This window comes from Streptomyces sp. UW30 (assembly GCF_008042075.1).
GTDB lineage: Bacteria > Actinomycetota > Actinomycetes > Streptomycetales > Streptomycetaceae > Streptomyces.
On sequence record NZ_RDBN01000037.1, the window covers coordinates 369,564 to 385,060 of the forward strand.

Consider the following 15,497-nt stretch of genomic DNA (forward strand, 5'->3'; position numbering starts at 1 on the left):
GGAAAGTCCCTGTCCGCCAGCGGAAGGAGAGCGGCTTCCCGTGGGGTCCCATCGTCGCCTTGCATCGCCCGGGTTCGACCGGGGCACCAACGCAGCGCTCTGCGTCATGTCGGCCGCCGCCGCGGCCCTCGGGGTCGTACCGGCCGCTGCCGAGCCACAGGACGACACCCGGGCCAAGGTGGACCGCCTCTACGAGGAGGCCGAGAAGGCCACCGAGGCCTACAACAAGGCCGACGAGCGCGCCGACGAGCTCCGCGGGCAGGTGAGCAGGGCCCAGGACCGGATCGCCCGGCAGCAGGAGCACATCAACTCCATGCGGGACGTGCTCGGTTCGCTGGCCGGCGCCCAGTACCGCTCCGGCGGCCTCGACCCCTCCCTCGCCCTGCTGCTCTCCGACGACCCCGAGGACTACCTCGACAAGGCCGCCGCGCTCGCCCGGATCAGCGCCCACCAGGCCGGCGAACTCAAGGAGCTCCAGGACGCGATGCGCGAGCTGTCCCAGGAGCGCAGCGAGGCGGCCGGCAAGCTCGTCGAGCTGGAGAAGAGCCGCAAGGCCGTCGCCGGTCACAAGCGGACCGTCGAACGCAAGCTCGCCCTGGCCCGCAGGCTCCTGAACTCCCTGACCGAGAGCGACCGCGCCGCCTACGACCGCGCCTCCCGCTCCGGCCGCGCCGACCTGCCCGGCTTCGGCAGCGGCGTCCCGGCGACGGGCCGCGCGGCGGCCGCCGTCGCCGCCGCCCAGTCCGCGCTCGGCAGGCCGTACATCTGGGGCGCCAACGGGCCCTCCGGCTTCGACTGTTCGGGCCTCATCCAGTGGTCCTACGCCCAGGCCGGCGTCTCCCTGCCGCGCACCTCGCAGGGCCAGCGGTACGCCGGCCGGCAGGTCCCGATCTCCGAGGCCCAGCCTGGCGACGTCGTCACCTACCGCTCCGACGCCAGCCATGTCGGGATGTACATGGGCAACGGCCAGGTGATCCACGCGCCCTATCCCGGCGCACCCGTGCGCTACGACCCGGTCGGCATGATCCCCGGGGCGACGGTCACCAGGGTCTGACCTCCGCGCCCCCGCCGCCGTACGATCGGAAAGTGGCTGGTCGAAGGCGGGCGTCGGGAACGCGGGTCGTCGTGGCGCTCTGTCTGCTGCTCGTCGCGCTGGTGGGCTGCGGCGGGCGGCCCGCGACCGACAGCGCCAGGGCCGACGTACAGAGCCTCCTCGACCGGCGGGCCGCCGCGATCCTCGACCATGACGCGGCGGCGTATCTGCGCACGGGTGCGCGGGACAGGTTCGACCATCTGCGCGCGGTGCCCCTCGCCGACTGGTCGTACCGCCTGACCGGTCTGCGCCGCACCGGGGACACCGCTCTCGTGGAGGCCGAGCTGCGCTATCGCGTCCAGGGCTACGACCGGGCTCCCGTCCGGGCCGCCCGCACGCTGAGCCTGGGGCTGGACGCCGAGGGCCACTGGTACGTCGAGTCGGAGCGGCCCGCGAAGGGCGCCGCCGAGCAGCTGTGGGACCAGGGCGAGGTGAGCGTCGTGCGCGGCGACGACAGCCTCGTCCTGGGCGTCGGGCAGCCCGCCGCCCGGCTGCGGTCGTACGCGGTGCTGGCCGACCACGCGGTGCCGGCCGTGTCCCAGGCGTGGGGCACGAACTGGGCCCGGCACATCGTCGTCCTCGTACCGCGGTCGCTGACCGGCATGGCGGGGCTGCTCGGCGCGCCCGAGTCCTCCTATCGCGGGATCGCCGCGGTCACCACCGGCGAGACCGGCGCCCCGGCCGACGCTCCCGCGGACCGGATCATCCTGAATCCGGACGCGTACGGCGTCCTCGGCGACACCGGCAAGAAGGTCGTCCTCACCCACGAGACCACGCACGTCGCCACCCGCACCCACACCACCCCCGCCACCCCGCTGTGGCTCTCCGAGGGCTACGCCGACTGGATCGGCTACCTCGGCAGCGGCCGCTCCCCGTCCCAGGCCGCCCCCGAGCTGCGGCGCGCGGTGTCCGAGGGCCGGGCGCCCCGGAGCCTGCCCTCCGACGCGGACTTCGGCTTCGCCGGCGACGCGACCGGGCTGGCCCAGGCCTACGAGGGCGGCTGGATGGCCTGCCGCATGATCGCGGACCGCTGGGGCGAGGTCAGACTCGCCGAGTTCTACCGCGCGGTCGGCGGCCACGAACGCCGGGCGGGGGCGGTCGAGGGCGCGCTGCAGGACGTACTCGGCACCTCGCTGGAGGAGTTCACCGGGCAGTGGCGGGAGTACCTGCGGACTCAGCTCGGGTGATCGAGCAGCGCGATGGCCTCCGTCAGCCACGCGCGCTCGGCCTCGCCCGTCGCCCGGGCGACTCGCAGCATGCCCTGCCGGAACAGGTCGTCGGACTCCTCGGCCCGTACGGGCCTGCCGCCCTCGTAGAAGAAGCTCGTGGGTGCGGTGAGGAACTCCAGCCGGCGGCGCAGCACTTCAGCCTGTTCCCGGTGGTCCGGCAGGTGCCGTAGGAAGGCCAGGACCGTGTTGAAGCGAACCTGGTCCGTGATCTCGACCTGCTTGGGGTGGCGCAGACGCTCCAGCAGGTCCGCGCGGCCCTGATCGGTGAGCGAGAGGATCCGGCGGGGGGCGGCGCTCGCGCCGGGCTCGGTGTGCTCGTCCAGCTTGCCCGCCTTGATCAGGCGTGTGATCGCCGGATACAGCGCTCCGTCGCTGACCGGGCGGACATGGCCGCTCAGCGCTGTGATGCGTTCCTTCAACTCATAGCCGTGCAGGGGCTCTTCGGTGAGGAAGCCCAGGATCGACAGCTCCAGCATGGTCCTCCTTGCGGGCGTGATGCGTCGATGGTACCTCTTATCGAGCTACCTCTAATCGAGGTAGCCCGTATCGAGGCCACCGGGCCGAGGGGGACCGCTCATGAACGCTCACCGCAAGCAGCTCATCACGCTCGCCCACCCCGTCTACCTGTCCCTGCTCGCCTCCGTCGCAGCCGGGATCATCAACACCGTGTGGGTCTCCCGGCTCGGCGGCCCCGCCGTGGCCGCCGTGGCCGTCGCGACCAACGCCGAGAACGTGCTGCTCGGCGTGGCGCTCGTGTTCGGGTCCGGTACGACCGTGCTGGTCGCGCATGCCAGGGGTGCGCGGGATCCGGGGGCCGTGCGCGCGGCGGTGCGCGGGGGATGGGCGGTGTGCGCGCTGGTCACGCCGGTGGTCGTGGTGGGCGGGTTCCTGCTGCGGGAGCCGTTGGCGCGGCTGGTGCTCGACGCAGGTGCGGCCCTGTCGCTCGCGGTGGACTACTTCGCGATCTCGATGCCGGGGATGGCGGTGTTCTTCGCCCAGCAGTCGGCCGACGGCATCCTCAAGGGCACCGGCGACACCAGAACCCCGCTGCGGCTCGCGCTGCTGGCCAACGGGCTGATCCTGGTCTGCGATCCGTTCCTCATCGAGGTGTACGGCGTCCAGGGCGCCGCCGCCGCGACCGTGCTGTGCCGGAGCGTGGCCCTGGGGGTGGGACTGGTCGCCCTGCGGCGCAGCCGGGTGCTGCGCGCGGCTGCCGGGGCGCGGCCCGCGGAGCCGGTCGTCCGCGCGGCCCGGCGGACGCTGCGCACCGGGCTGCCGATGTCGGCCGACTTCACCGTGCGGCAGGCGGGCGCGCTGGCCCTGGTCGCGCTCGTGGCGCGGCTCGGGGTGACGGCGGTGGCCGCCTACTCGATCGCGTACAAGGTCATGTACGTCGCCACCATGGCCTTCTACGCCGTGCGCCAGGCCGCCTCCATCCACACCGCGCAACTGCTCGGGAGCGGGCGGGACGAGCGGCGGGCGATCGGGCGGCAGGCGGTGCTGGTCTCGGGGAGCGCGGGGCTCGCGGCGTCCGTCCTGCTGGGTGCCACCGCCCCGTGGATCATGGCCGCGTTCGGCGCCGGGCCCGCCGTGGCCGAGGACGGTGCGCTGTTCCTGCGCTGCGTCGGGCCGTATCTCGTCCTGATGGCCTGCTTCATCGCGCTCGGCGGGGTCTTCGAGGGGAGCGGGGGAGCGCCGGTACTGCTGCGGGTGACGCTGCTCGGTACGGCCGTACAACTGCCGCTCGCGTACGCGCTGTCCGGCCTCGGGCTGCCCGGCGTGTGCCTGGCCCTCGCGCTCGCCATGGGGGTGCAGTGCGCGGCGGTGCTGCTGTCGCTTCGGCGGGCCCGGTCTCAGGAGGGCAGGGACGTTTCCCTGGCGCGGGTGGGCTGAGCCGGTACGACGCCGGGGGTGGCTCGGACGACCGTCGAGCGCCAGAGCTCGCGGGCCGCGAGGAGGGTGGCGAGGACCAGCAGGCCGTTGCGCAGGAACAGCAGGGTGACGCCGAGGGGGTCGCTGGCGACGACGTGCGAGAACCAGAGCGGGAACTCCAGGACCGTCACGAAGGACGCCGCGAGGACCAGGGCGACCGGGAGCCGCATCCGGCTCTCGCGGAAGCACAGGCACACCGCCGCCAGGCCGACCAGCCACACCAGGTACTGCGGGCTGATCACCCGGCTCGTCGTCACGAACATCAGCACCGCCACGAAGGCCGCGTCCGCGAGCGTGTGCGGCAGGAACCGGCGCGCCCGCAGCCGCCACAGCAGCAGCCAGCCGAAGGCCAGCCCGCTCAGGACGAGGGCAGCCGTGCTGACGACGTCGACGTACGGGCCGAGGAACTCCACCGAGCCGTAGTTCAGCAGCACCTGGCCGTCCCAGCCGTACTGCCGGGCCACATGGAAGACCAGCGCGCCCAGCGACTCCACCTCGGTGCCCCGGTCGCGCTGGAAGGTCAGGAAGGCGAAGGCGCCGGGCATGGTGAGGGCGAACAGGGCCGCTATGGCGCCGGCGGTCAGCACGGCGGACAGCCACGCACGGCGCCTGGAGGCCGCGACCAGCAGCAGCACCGGCCACACCTTCAGCATCGCCCCGAAGGCCGCCAGCGCCCCCATCAGCCGGGGATGCCGGGTGCCGGCGAGCAGCGCGGCGACGGCGACGGCGGTGACCATCACGTCGTAGCGCGCGTACACGGTCGGTCCGAGCAGCGGTACGCCCGCCACCCATACCGAGGCCCCGCGCAGCGTCCGGCCGGGGCGCAGACCGGCGTACAGCAGGAGCAGCAGGACGGCCAGGTCGGCCGTGAAGGCGACGACGAAGAACGCCGACGGGTAGTCCAGCCAGAACACCAGCGCGGGGGAGAGGATCGGCAGCGCCGCGGCGGGCGGGTACTGCCAGGTCACGTCGCCCAGCGGGAAGGTGCCGGTGCGCAGCACCTCGTACCAGCCCTGGTAGATGACCGAGACGTCGCTGGTGACGTCCGGGCCGGGGAAGACGTACACCTTGAACACGAACAGCAGCAGGACCACCCTGGTCAGACCCCAGACGCCCAGAAGCCACGCCAAGGACCGCCGCGTGCCCGTCGTCTCCACCGGTTCCCCTGCCGTTCGCTTCCCGCCTTGATGGAACATGATGTCGCGTCCAGCTGTGTACCTGCCACAGGCGTGGCCGGGCCCTGGCTGTGAACAGCGCCTTCGGTAAGGTTCGCGGCGTGCACAAGACCCTGATCGTGACCAACGACTTCCCGCCCCGCCCCGGCGGCATCCAGGCGTTCCTGCACAACATGGCGCTACGGCTCGACCCGGAGCGCCTCGTCGTCTACGCCTCGACCTGGAAGCGCGGCCACGAGGGCGTCGAGGCCACCGCGGCCTTCGACGCCGAGCAGCCCTTCACGGTCGTACGGGACCGTACGACGATGCTGCTGCCGACGCCCGGGGCGACCCGGCGCGCGGTCGGCCTGCTGCGCGAGCACGGCTGTACGTCGGTGTGGTTCGGGGCGGCGGCACCGCTCGGCCTGATGGCGCCGGCGCTGCGCAGGGCGGGCGCCGAACGGCTGGTGGCCACGACCCACGGTCACGAGGCGGGGTGGGCCCAGCTGCCCGCGGCCAGGCAGCTGCTGGGGCGGATCGGGGAGTCGACGGACACGATCACCTACCTCGGCGAGTACACCCGCTCGCGGATCGCGACCGCGCTGACGCCGGCGGCGGCCTCGCGGATGGTGCAGCTGCCGCCGGGAGTCGACGAGAAGACCTTCCATCCCGGGTCGGGCGGCGACGAGGTCCGCGCGCGGCTCGGGCTGACGGACCGGCCGGTGATCGTGTGCGTGTCCCGGTTGGTGCCGCGCAAGGGGCAGGACACGCTGATCCTGGCCATGCCCCGCATCCTGGCCGCCGAGCCGGAAGCCGTGCTGCTGATCGTCGGGGGCGGGCCGTACGGGAAGGACCTGCAGCGGCTGGCCCAGGAAACGGGCGTGGCCGGCTCGGTCCACTTCACCGGCCCCGTCCCCTGGTCCGACCTGCCCGCCCACTACGGCGCCGGCGACGTCTTCGCGATGCCGTGCCGCACCCGCCGGGGCGGCCTCGACGTCGAGGGCCTCGGCATCGTCTACCTGGAGGCCTCGGCGACGGGCCTGCCGGTGGTCGCCGGTGACTCGGGCGGCGCACCGGACGCGGTCCTGGACGGCGAGACGGGCTGGGTGGTGAGGGGCGGCTCCCCGGAGGAGGCGGCCGACCGCATCGTCCCGCTCCTCGCAGACCCCGAGCTGCGCCGGAGGATGGGGGAGCGCGGCAGGGAGTGGGTCGAGGAGAAGTGGCGCTGGGACCTACTCGCGGAGCACCTGAAGGACTTGCTGTAGGGCAGCGCCCCCTGGGGCGCCGGGAACTGCGCGATCAACCACAACGACCCGCAGCCGCCAGCAGCGAATACCCGGCACCCCAGTAGGCGGACCCGACAAATCCGTACTACTTCTGGTAGATCGCCTCGATCTCGTCCGAGTAGTCCTTCGCCACCACGTTGCGCTTCAGCTTCAGCGACGGCGTCAGATGACCCGAGTCCTCCGTGAACTGGGCAGGCAGAATACGGAACTTCCGCACCGACTCCGCCTTCGACACCGCGGCGTTGCCGTCGTCGATCGCCGACTGGATCGCGGCCAGCAGGTCGGCGTCCTCGCGCAGCGCCGCCGCGGTGGAGCCCGCCGGCTTGCCGTGCTCGGCGCACCAGCGCTCCAGGAACTCCTCGTCGATGGTGACCAGCGCACCCACGAACGGCCGCCCGTCGCCGACCACCATGCACTCCGCGACCAGCGCGTGCGCCCGGATACGGTCCTCGATCACGGCCGGAGCGACGTTCTTGCCGCCCGCGGTGACGATGATCTCCTTCTTGCGGCCCGTGATCCGGAGGTAGCCGTCCTCGTCGAGCGTGCCGATGTCACCGGTGTGGAACCAGCCGTCGGCCAGCGCCTCCTCGGTCGCGCCCGGGTTGTTCCAGTACTCCCGGAACAGGTGCTCACCGTGCAGCAGCACCTCCCCGTCGTCCGCGATGCGCACCACGGAACCCGGCAGCGGCTGACCGACCGTGCCGATCTTCTGCCGGTCCCAGGGGTTGAACGCGGTCGCCGCGCAGGACTCGGTCAGGCCGTAGCCCTCCAGGACCGTGAAGCCGATGCCGCGGAAGAAGTGCCCGAGCCGCTCGCCCAGCGGGGCGCCGCCGGAGATGGCGTACTCGCCCTTGCCGCCGAGGACCGCGCGCAGCTTGCTGTAGACCAGCTTGTCGAAGACCTTGTGCTTGATCTTCAGGCCGACGGGCGGGCCGGACGGGGTGTCCAGCGCCTTGCTGTAGGCGATCGCCGTGTCCGCCGCCTTGTCGAAGATCTTGCCCTTGCCGTCGGCCTGCGCCTTGGCGCGCGCCGAGTTGTAGACCTTCTCGAAGACGCGCGGCACGCCCAGGATCAGCGTGGGGCGGAACGAGGCCAGCTCGTCGGTGAGGTTCTTGATGTCCGGGACGTTGCCCAGCTTGATCGGCGCCATCATCGGCGCGACCTGCACCAGACGGCCGAAGACGTGCGCGAGCGGCAGGAAGAGCAGGACGCTGCACTCACCGGTGCGGAACAGCGGCCGCAGGCGCTCCACGATGTTGCCGCACTCGGCGAAGAAGCTGCGGTGGGTCAGCACACAGCCCTTGGGCCGGCCGGTGGTGCCGGAGGTGTACACGATCGTCGCCGGGTCGTCGGCCTTCGCCAGCGAGCTGCGCTCCTCGACCGCCGCGTCGCTGATGTCCTGGCCGAGCCGGCCCAGCTCCTCGACGCCACCGCCCTCGATCTGCCAGACGTGCTTGAGGGCGGGCAGGTGATCGCGCACCGACTCGACGGCGGCGGTGTGGTTGTCCAGCTCGACGACGCAGGCGGTGGCGCCCGAGTCGGAGAGGATCCACTGGATCTGCTCCGGCGAGCTGGTCTCGTACACCGGCACGGTGACCGCGCCCGCCGACCAGATCGCGAAGTCGAGCAGGGTCCACTCGTAGCGGGTACGGGACATCAGGCCGACCCGGTCGCCCGGCTGGACCCCGGCGGCGATGAGCCCCTTCGCGGCCGCGCGCACCTCGGCGAGGAACGCGGTGGCCGAGACGTCCTGCCAGGCACCGCCCACCTTGCGGGCGATGACGGCCACGTCCGGGTGCTGCGCGGCGTTTCTGCGGACGATGTCGGTGAGATTGCCGTCCGCAGGGACCTCGTACAAAGCCGGAAGGCTGAACTCGCGCAAGACTGCTGCTCCTCATAGGGCGCCGGCGCCACGACGTTGTGTGATGCGACGGTGCGGTCCAAGGCTCGGGCAAGTGCTCGCGGATTCACATGTTGAAATCCAGAGCACGACTGGACCGACCGGACGTTACCCGCCGGTATGGCTTCTTCGACAGGGGGTCCCGGCGAGATGTTCGCTGCGTCACACGGATTGGTGTTTCTGCGCGCACAGTAGTCGAGGGCTCTGACGACTGGCCAGTAACCATCGCTTCGGCCGCCACTGTTCACGTATGCCGCACACGCCTACCCTTGATCGCCATGGCACCGACACCGACCGGAAACCGCAGGACCCGCGTCCACGTGGTCAGCGATGTACACGGCAACGCCCGCGACCTGGCCAGGGCCGGCGAGGGCGCCGACGCCCTGATCTGTCTGGGCGACCTGGTGCTGTTCCTGGACTACGCCGACCACTCGCGCGGCATCTTTCCGGACCTGTTCGGCGTCGAGAACGCCGACCTCATCGTGGAACTGCGCACCGCCCGGCGCTTCGAGGAGGCGCGCGAGCTCGGGGCGCGGCTGTGGGCCGGGGTCGGCTCGGACCGGGCCGGGGTGATCGAGAAGGCGGTCCGCAGGCAGTACGCCGCGATGTTCGCCGCGTTCCCGACGCCGACGTACGCCACCTACGGCAATGTCGACATGCCGCCTCTGTGGCCGGAGTATGCCGGGCCGGGCACGACCGTGCTGGACGGGGAGCGGGTCGAGATCGGGGGGTGGACCTTCGGTTTCGTGGGCGGCGGGTTGCGGACTCCCATGCGCACGCCGTACGAGATCAGTGACGAGGAGTACGCGGCCAAGATCGAGGCCGTGGGCGAGGTGGACGTGCTGTGCACGCACATTCCGCCGGAGGTTCCGGAGCTGGTCTACGACACGGTGGCGCGGCGCTTCGAGCGGGGGAGCAAGGCCCTGCTGGCGGCGATTCACCGCACCCGTCCCCGCTACTCCCTCTTCGGGCATGTCCATCAGCCACTGGTGCGGCGGATGCGGATCGGGGCGACGGAGTGCGTGAACGTGGGGCACTTCGCGGGGAGCGGGAAGCCATGGGCGCTGGAATGGTGAGTGAATTCGGGTGCGGTGGACGCTTGCGCGACGATGGTGCAGGTGGGGGTGGAGTCGGCCGGTCGGGCGCGCGGTAGCCTTCACGCTGCGCACGCGTGCGCACCATGACTTCCAACCGGCCCGCATCTGGAGGAGCCACAGCGATGGCGGAACACACCAGCTCGAGCATCACGATCGAGGCGGCACCGGCCGATGTGATGGGGGTGATCGCCGACTTCGCCCGCTATCCGGACTGGACCGGCGAAGTGAAGGAGGCGGAGGTCCTCAAGACCGACGACCAGGGGCGCGCCGAGCAGGTGCGGCTGGTCATGGACGCCGGGGCGATCAAGGACGACCAGGTGCTGGGGTACACCTGGACCGGCGAGAACGAGGTGTCCTGGACGCTGGTGAAGTCCCAGATGCTGCGGTCGCTGGACGGCTCGTACCTTCTCAAGGCGGCGGGTGCGGGGTCGACCGAGGTCACTTACCAGCTGACCGTCGACGTCAAGATTCCGATGCTGGGGATGATCAAGCGCAAGGCCGAGAAGGTCATCATCGATCGGGCGCTGGCGGGGTTGAAGAAGCGGGTGGAGTCGGGCAAGTAGGGGTTCGCAGCGGTACCTGGGGGTACGCGAAACCAGCCCGAACCTCGACGTCCGTTACGGTTCACCCCCATGCGCACCATCCTGATCACGGGCTCCGGCGGCAGCGGCCGTACCACCGTCGCGGCCGCCACCGCGCTCGCCGCCGCCCGTGAGGGCACCCGCACCCTCGTCCTGAGCGCCGACCGCACCGACACCCTGGGCGCGGCACTCGGCGTGCGCACCGCGGCGGCCCCCACCCAGGTCGCCCCCGGCCTCACCGCCTGGCGTCCCGACGCCGCCACCGGATTCCGGGACGACCTCGCCGCCTTCCAGGAGCGTGCCACCTCCGCCCTCGACCTCCTCGGTGCCTCCCGGCTCGACCCGGAGGAGGTGACCCCGCTTCCCGGTGCCGAGGAGCTCGCGCTGCTGCGGGCCCTGCGGGACGCCGCGCTCGCCGAGGCCCACGACCTGCTCGTCGTCGACCTGCCCGCCACTCCGCACGCCCTCGCCCTGCTCTCCCTCCCCGAGGAGCTGCGCCGCTATCTGCGCCGGCTGCTCCCGCCCGAACGCCAGGCGGCCCGCGCACTGCGGCCCGTCCTCGGGCGGCTGGCCGGCGTGCCGATGCCCGCGGAATGGCTGTACGAGACCACCGCCCGCTGGGATGTGGAGCTTGCCGCCGTGGAGGCCGTCGTCGCCGACCGGGACACCGTCGTACGACTGGTCGCCGAACCCGGCCCGGCCGGCGCGGACGCCGTGCGCGCCGCCGGCCTCGCCCTCGCCCTGCGCGGCCTGCGCCCCGACCTGGTGATCGCCAACCGCGTCCTGCCGGAGCCGGAGGCCGCGGCCGGCAGCTGGCTCGCCGGGCCCGTCGCCCAGCAGCGCAAGGTCCTGGAGGAGTGGGGGGAGAGGTACGACGTTCACGGCGTCGCGCACCTCGGGCGCGACCCCCGCGGCGCCGACGATCTCGCCGAGCTCGCGATGCCCGCCGTCAACGGCACGTCGTCCACCGTCGAGTGGCCCGTCACCGACCGGCTCGCCGAGGACGGCGGCAGCCGGGTCTTCGTATGGCACATCCCGCTGCCCGGCGCCGCCCGCGACGAACTCGACCTCATCCGGCGTAACGACGAACTCGTCGTCACCGCCGGGCAGTTCCGGCGCATCGTGCCCCTGCCGTCCGCACTGCGCCGGTGCACCGTGGAGGGGGCCGCGCTGCGCGACGGCGAGCTGCGGATCCGCTTCACGCCGGATCCGGACCTGTGGCCGCGGTCCCGGTGAAGCAGGTACGGCCGTTCGGGTAACGTCGTAGAGACGAACCGTAGTCAGGAGTCCGTCATGAGCGAAGAGCTCCCCCCGTCCGACGCCACCGAGCGCGAGGCCGTCGACGAGGTACGGGCGACCGACGCCGACGCGTGGGCGACGGCGTGCGCCGAGGACCTCGCGGCGGAGAAGGCCCGCCGTCGCGCCCAGCACGGCCCGCCGCCGGGCTCGGCCGCCGAGGAACTGCGCAAGCTCGTCGACGCCGTCGCGGACAAGCTCTCGACCCTCCAGTCCCCGCTGCTCGGCGCGGTCGCCGGACCCGCCGCCCAGCAGGTGGTCAAGCAGGTCGTGGAGCAGGCCAAGGCCGCCGTGGAACCCGTCATCGACCGCAACCCCGACGTCTTCGACCACCTTGCCGCGGCCGGCACCGAACTCCTCGCCGCCTACCGCTCCGCGGTCCAGGCCCAGGAGCGGAGCTGGACGAGCGGTCCGAGCGGTCCGGGCGACACCGAGGAACTGGACGAGCTCGGCGACGACAAGCGGGACCCGGGCGAGGGCACGGGCCCCGGCCAGCGCATCGACTTGGACTGACCGCCCGCTTGAGGTCCGCCCTGCGGGCGGACGACGGGAACCCGGCGGCAGGGCCTCGGGTACGGTTGGCCGTAGCGGGGCTCGACCGAAACTGAGGGATTCATGGGACTCACCATCGGCGTCGACATCGGCGGTACCAAGATCGCGGCCGGTGTGGTCGACGAGGAAGGCAACATCCTCTCGACCCACAAGGTGCCGACCCCGGGCACGCCCGACGGGATCGTGGACGCCATTGCCTCCGCCGTCGAGGGAGCACGCGGCGGGCACGAGATCGTCGGCGTGGGCATCGGTGCGGCCGGCTACGTGAACCGGCAGCGCTCGGAGGTCTACTTCGCGCCCAACATCGACTGGCGCAACGAGCCGCTGAAGACGAAGGTCGAGGCCCGCGTCGGCCTCCCGGTCGTCGTGGAGAACGACGCCAACGCGGCCGCCTGGGGCGAGTACAAGTTCGGCGCCGGCAAGGGCCACCGCAACGTCATCTGCATCACCCTGGGCACCGGCCTCGGCGGCGGCATCATCATCGGCAACAAGCTGCGCCGCGGGCACTACGGCGTGGCCGCCGAGTTCGGCCACATCCGCATGGTGCCGGACGGCCTGCTGTGCGGCTGCGGCAGCCAGGGCTGCTGGGAGCAGTACGCCTCCGGCCGCGCCCTCGTCCGGTACGCCAAGCAGCGCGCCAACGCCACCCCGGAGAACGCCGAGATCCTGCTCGGACTCGGTGACGGCAGCCCCGACGGCATCGAGGGCAAGCACATCTCCATGGCCGCCCGCCAGGGCGACCCGGTAGCCGTCGACTCCTACCGCGAGCTCGCCCGCTGGGCCGGCGCCGGCCTCGCCGACCTGGCCTCGCTGTTCGACCCGTCCGCCTTCATCGTCGGCGGCGGCCTCTCGGACGAGGGAGAACTGGTCCTCGACCCCATCCGCAAGTCCTACAAGCGCTGGCTGGTGGGCGGCAACTGGCGCCCCGTGGCCGACGTCATCGCGGCCCAACTGGGCAACGAGGCGGGCCTGGTGGGCGCGGCGGACCTGGCCCGGGAGCCGGACCCGATCATGTAGACGCCGGTCGGTGCGACGCCCTGACGGGGCGCGGGGAACTGCGCGACCAGCCACGACGAACCGGCAGTCGCACGCGTTCCCCGCGCCCCGAGCCATTGGGCGTAAATTGATGCACATGGAGCTGCTGCCCAACTCCCACACCGAGCCCGACGGTTCAGCCGTCATCCGCGTCCTCAGCTACAACATCCGCTCCATGCGCGACGACACGGACGCCCTCGCCCGCGTGATCAGCGCCTGCGACCCCGACCTGGTCCTCGTCCAGGAAGCCCCCCGCTTCTTCCGCTGGCGCAAGAAGCTCTCCCGCCTGGCCCGCGCGGCGAACCTCGTCGTGCTCACCGGCGGCGCCACCGCCGCGGGCCCGGCGATCCTGTGCAACCTGAGGGCCACCGTGGAGCGGACGGAGGACCTGCTCCTCCCGCTCACCCCCGGCCTTCACCGCCGCGGCTTCGCGACGGCCGTCGTCCGGTTCGGCGGCGCCCGCCTCGCGGTGCTCTGCTGCCACCTCTCCCTCCAGAAGGACGAGCGCTACGAACAGGGCGGCATGCTCCTGGACCGCCTCGCCGGCATGGGCGTGGAGCACGCGATCGCCGGCGGCGACCTCAACGACCGCCCCACCGGCCGCACCTTCGGCCGCCTCGCCGACAGCCTCCAGGACTGCTGGGCCACCACCCCCTGGGGCAGCGAGTACACCTCGACCCCGGCCCACCCCCACCAGCGCATCGACGCGATCTTCGCCACCAAGGACATCGAGGTGCTCGGCTGCGGAGTACCCGTCGGCCTGCCCGGCATCACGCGGACAGACCTGAGGGCGGCCACGGACCATCTTCCGGTCCTGGCCGCCCTCAGAGTTCCCGCAGCTCAGTAGGTCAGACGACGGCGCCCCGACCGGGGTCGTCGTCCTCGTCGTCGGTCTTCATCCGCATCACCAGCGTGGCGAACCCGCCCAGGAACCCGCCGATGCCGAGCGTGGCGAGCCACCAGGTCATGTCCCAGCTGAGCAGCACGGCGAGCAGCAGCAGGACCGGCCCGCCGATCACCGCGAGCCAGGCGAACTTCGCGGTCGCGTCGGCGGCGGGCAGGGGCGGCGGCTCCGGTGGCACGAAGTGGCCCTCGTCGTCAGCGTCGAAGTCCTCCTCGGCCGGCTCGGGCAGGCTGTAGTCGCGCGGCCCGACGCCGGGCGCGAACGAGATCGAGCTGCCCAGCGGCTTGGACGGCTTGTCCTCACCGGGCTCGTCGGCCTTCTTGTCGGGCGGGCCGGCCTCGGCCTTGTCGCCCTTCGGCTCGGTGTCCGTCCCGCCGCTCGCCTCGGTGTTCTCGTCGGTCTCCGGCAACGCCAGGTCCTCCACCGACTTGAAGGGCTTGCTGCCCGGCGGGTCCGGCGGCTCGTCGCCGAACCCCGCGACGATCGCGGCCCAGGCCGCGTCCTCGTCGAACGGGACGTGCTGCTCCTCGGGCTCGCTGTCCTCGCGCTTCTCGCGGTCGGAGCCGTGCTCAGCCACGTGCGGTCGTCCCTTCCTTGCCGACGCCGGTCGCGACCCGGTCGATGAATCCGAGGCTCTCCTCGAAGATCCGGTCCGCATCATGGTCCAACGTCGCCACGTGATAACTCTGTTCCAGCACGATCTCCGTTACGTCCGTGGACGACACCCGACTCAGGATCCGGGCCGAGTCCACCGTCGGCACGGTGTGGTCCTGCCTGCTGCGCAGAACCAGCAGCGGCTGGGTGACCTGCGGCAACTCGCCGTCGACCAGCCGGAAGAAGTTCCGCAAGGAGTGGGCCGCGTGCAGCGGCACCCGGTCGTACCCGAGCTCGACGGCGCCCTCCTTCGCGATGTCACTGGCGATCCCTGGCGCTGTGCGGACCAGGTGGCGGGACACCGGAAGGGTGTACGCCGACAGGCCGTGCACCTTGTTCGCCGGGTTGACGACCAGTACCCCGGCCACGTCCTCCCCGTGCTTCGCGGCGAGCCGCAGGGCCAGGGCGCCGCCCATGGACAGGCCGGCCACGAAGACCCGCGCGCAGCGGTCGCGCAGGCCGCGCAGCTCCCGGTCCACCTCGGCGTACCAGTCCTGCCAGCCGGTGACCTGCATGTCCTCCCAGCGGGTGCCGTGCCCCGGCAGCAGCGGCAGCGAGACGGTGAGCCCGCGCTCGGCGAGGTACTCCGCCCAGGGGCGCAGCGACTGGGGGGAACCGGTGAAGCCGTGGCAGAAGAGGACCCCGACCTCTCCGCCCTCGTGGCGGTACGGCTCGGCTCCAGGAAGGACCGGCACCTTACGGTCTCCTGTTCGTAGGAGGGACGACTTGGACGAGAGCTACGAGATGAACCCACGCGGCGGAGCCGCACATCGATACAGCCAGG

15 protein-coding genes are annotated in these 15,497 nt (G+C 72.1%); 10 read left to right on the forward strand and 5 right to left on the reverse strand.

The window, feature by feature from the left end; all coding sequences use genetic code 11:
- The first annotated feature begins 40 nt into the window (after positions 1-40).
- Positions 41-1,054: an NlpC/P60 family protein gene (locus EAO75_RS20275; protein WP_147996478.1), complete on the forward strand. Its 1,014-nt coding sequence runs from the start codon at positions 41-43 to the stop codon at positions 1,052-1,054.
- 32 nt (positions 1,055-1,086) lie between these two features.
- Positions 1,087-2,280, forward strand: coding sequence for a hypothetical protein (locus EAO75_RS20280; RefSeq protein WP_147996479.1), 1,194 nt, complete (start codon positions 1,087-1,089; stop codon positions 2,278-2,280).
- Here the strand turns inward: EAO75_RS20280 and EAO75_RS20285 are convergent.
- Complete coding sequence (locus EAO75_RS20285; protein ID WP_147996480.1) at positions 2,268-2,798, reverse strand: PadR family transcriptional regulator; 531 nt, start codon at positions 2,796-2,798, stop codon at positions 2,268-2,270. The two genes, EAO75_RS20280 and EAO75_RS20285, sit on opposite strands and share 13 nt — an antisense overlap.
- A gap of 100 nt (positions 2,799-2,898) precedes the next feature.
- On the opposite strand from EAO75_RS20285, the gene EAO75_RS20290 reads away from it, so the two are divergent.
- Complete coding sequence (locus EAO75_RS20290) at positions 2,899-4,215, forward strand: MATE family efflux transporter (protein ID WP_147996481.1); 1,317 nt, start codon at positions 2,899-2,901, stop codon at positions 4,213-4,215.
- Here the strand turns inward: EAO75_RS20290 and EAO75_RS20295 are convergent.
- On the reverse strand, positions 4,176-5,411 hold the full coding sequence (locus EAO75_RS20295) for a glycosyltransferase family 87 protein (protein WP_147996482.1): 1,236 nt from the start codon (positions 5,409-5,411) through the stop codon (positions 4,176-4,178). The two genes, EAO75_RS20290 and EAO75_RS20295, sit on opposite strands and share 40 nt — an antisense overlap.
- 119 nt (positions 5,412-5,530) lie before the next feature.
- Between EAO75_RS20295 and EAO75_RS20300 the strand changes: the two genes are divergently transcribed.
- Entirely contained in the window at positions 5,531-6,673 is a 1,143-nt protein-coding gene (locus tag EAO75_RS20300; RefSeq protein ID WP_147996483.1) for a glycosyltransferase family 4 protein, read from the forward strand.
- Between the two features lie 106 nt (positions 6,674-6,779).
- On the opposite strand, the gene EAO75_RS20305 is transcribed toward EAO75_RS20300, so the two are convergent.
- A complete protein-coding gene (locus EAO75_RS20305; RefSeq protein ID WP_147996484.1) occupies positions 6,780-8,576 on the reverse strand; it encodes an AMP-dependent synthetase/ligase in 1,797 nt (598 codons plus the stop codon).
- 338 nt (positions 8,577-8,914) lie between these two features.
- Between EAO75_RS20305 and EAO75_RS20310 the strand changes: the two genes are divergently transcribed.
- The 6 genes from EAO75_RS20310 (at position 8,915) to EAO75_RS20335 (ending at position 14,002) form a co-directional block, all read left to right on the forward strand.
- Positions 8,915-9,670, forward strand: a complete 756-nt coding sequence (locus EAO75_RS20310; RefSeq protein ID WP_187284604.1) for a metallophosphoesterase — start codon at positions 8,915-8,917, stop codon at positions 9,668-9,670.
- Between the two features lie 143 nt (positions 9,671-9,813).
- On the forward strand, positions 9,814-10,254 hold the full coding sequence (locus EAO75_RS20315; RefSeq protein WP_147996486.1) for an SRPBCC family protein: 441 nt from the start codon (positions 9,814-9,816) through the stop codon (positions 10,252-10,254).
- A gap of 69 nt (positions 10,255-10,323) precedes the next feature.
- Positions 10,324-11,508 carry an ArsA family ATPase gene (locus tag EAO75_RS20320; RefSeq protein WP_147996487.1) on the forward strand — a complete coding sequence of 395 codons (1,185 nt, stop codon included), beginning with the start codon at positions 10,324-10,326 and terminating at the stop codon, positions 11,506-11,508.
- Positions 11,509-11,565: 57 nt separating this feature from the next.
- Positions 11,566-12,081, forward strand: coding sequence for a DUF5304 domain-containing protein (locus EAO75_RS20325; RefSeq protein ID WP_147996488.1), 516 nt, complete (start codon positions 11,566-11,568; stop codon positions 12,079-12,081).
- Between the two features lie 102 nt (positions 12,082-12,183).
- Positions 12,184-13,137 carry an ROK family glucokinase gene (locus EAO75_RS20330; RefSeq protein WP_147996489.1) on the forward strand — a complete coding sequence of 318 codons (954 nt, stop codon included), beginning with the start codon at positions 12,184-12,186 and terminating at the stop codon, positions 13,135-13,137.
- 115 nt (positions 13,138-13,252) lie between these two features.
- Complete coding sequence (locus EAO75_RS20335; RefSeq protein WP_147996490.1) at positions 13,253-14,002, forward strand: endonuclease/exonuclease/phosphatase family protein; 750 nt, start codon at positions 13,253-13,255, stop codon at positions 14,000-14,002.
- Position 14,003: 1 nt separating this feature from the next.
- Here EAO75_RS20335 and EAO75_RS20340 read toward each other — a convergent pair whose 3' ends face one another.
- Together EAO75_RS20340 and EAO75_RS20345 are read right to left on the reverse strand one after the other, a co-directional pair.
- Positions 14,004-14,636, reverse strand: coding sequence for a hypothetical protein (locus tag EAO75_RS20340; RefSeq protein ID WP_147996491.1), 633 nt, complete (start codon positions 14,634-14,636; stop codon positions 14,004-14,006).
- Positions 14,629-15,408, reverse strand: a complete 780-nt coding sequence (locus EAO75_RS20345) for an alpha/beta hydrolase (protein WP_147996492.1) — start codon at positions 15,406-15,408, stop codon at positions 14,629-14,631. Before EAO75_RS20345 ends, EAO75_RS20340 begins: the two co-directional genes overlap by 8 nt.
- Positions 15,409-15,497: the final 89 nt, after the last annotated feature.

What these genes read in the sequence shown, in the direction of transcription:
- EAO75_RS20290 (WP_147996481.1), top strand. Translation starts at nt 2,899, where the DNA reads ATGAACGCTCACCGCAAGCAGCTCATCACGCTCGCCCACCCCGTCTAC.
- EAO75_RS20335 (WP_147996490.1), top strand. Translation starts at nt 13,253, where the DNA reads ATGGAGCTGCTGCCCAACTCCCACACCGAGCCCGACGGTTCAGCCGTC.
- EAO75_RS20315 (WP_147996486.1), top strand. Translation starts at nt 9,814, where the DNA reads ATGGCGGAACACACCAGCTCGAGCATCACGATCGAGGCGGCACCGGCC.
- EAO75_RS20330 (WP_147996489.1), top strand. Translation starts at nt 12,184, where the DNA reads ATGGGACTCACCATCGGCGTCGACATCGGCGGTACCAAGATCGCGGCC.
- EAO75_RS20325 (WP_147996488.1), top strand. Translation starts at nt 11,566, where the DNA reads ATGAGCGAAGAGCTCCCCCCGTCCGACGCCACCGAGCGCGAGGCCGTC.
- EAO75_RS20285 (WP_147996480.1), bottom strand. Translation starts at nt 2,798, where the DNA reads ATGCTGGAGCTGTCGATCCTGGGCTTCCTCACCGAAGAGCCCCTGCAC.
- EAO75_RS20320 (WP_147996487.1), top strand. Translation starts at nt 10,324, where the DNA reads ATGCGCACCATCCTGATCACGGGCTCCGGCGGCAGCGGCCGTACCACC.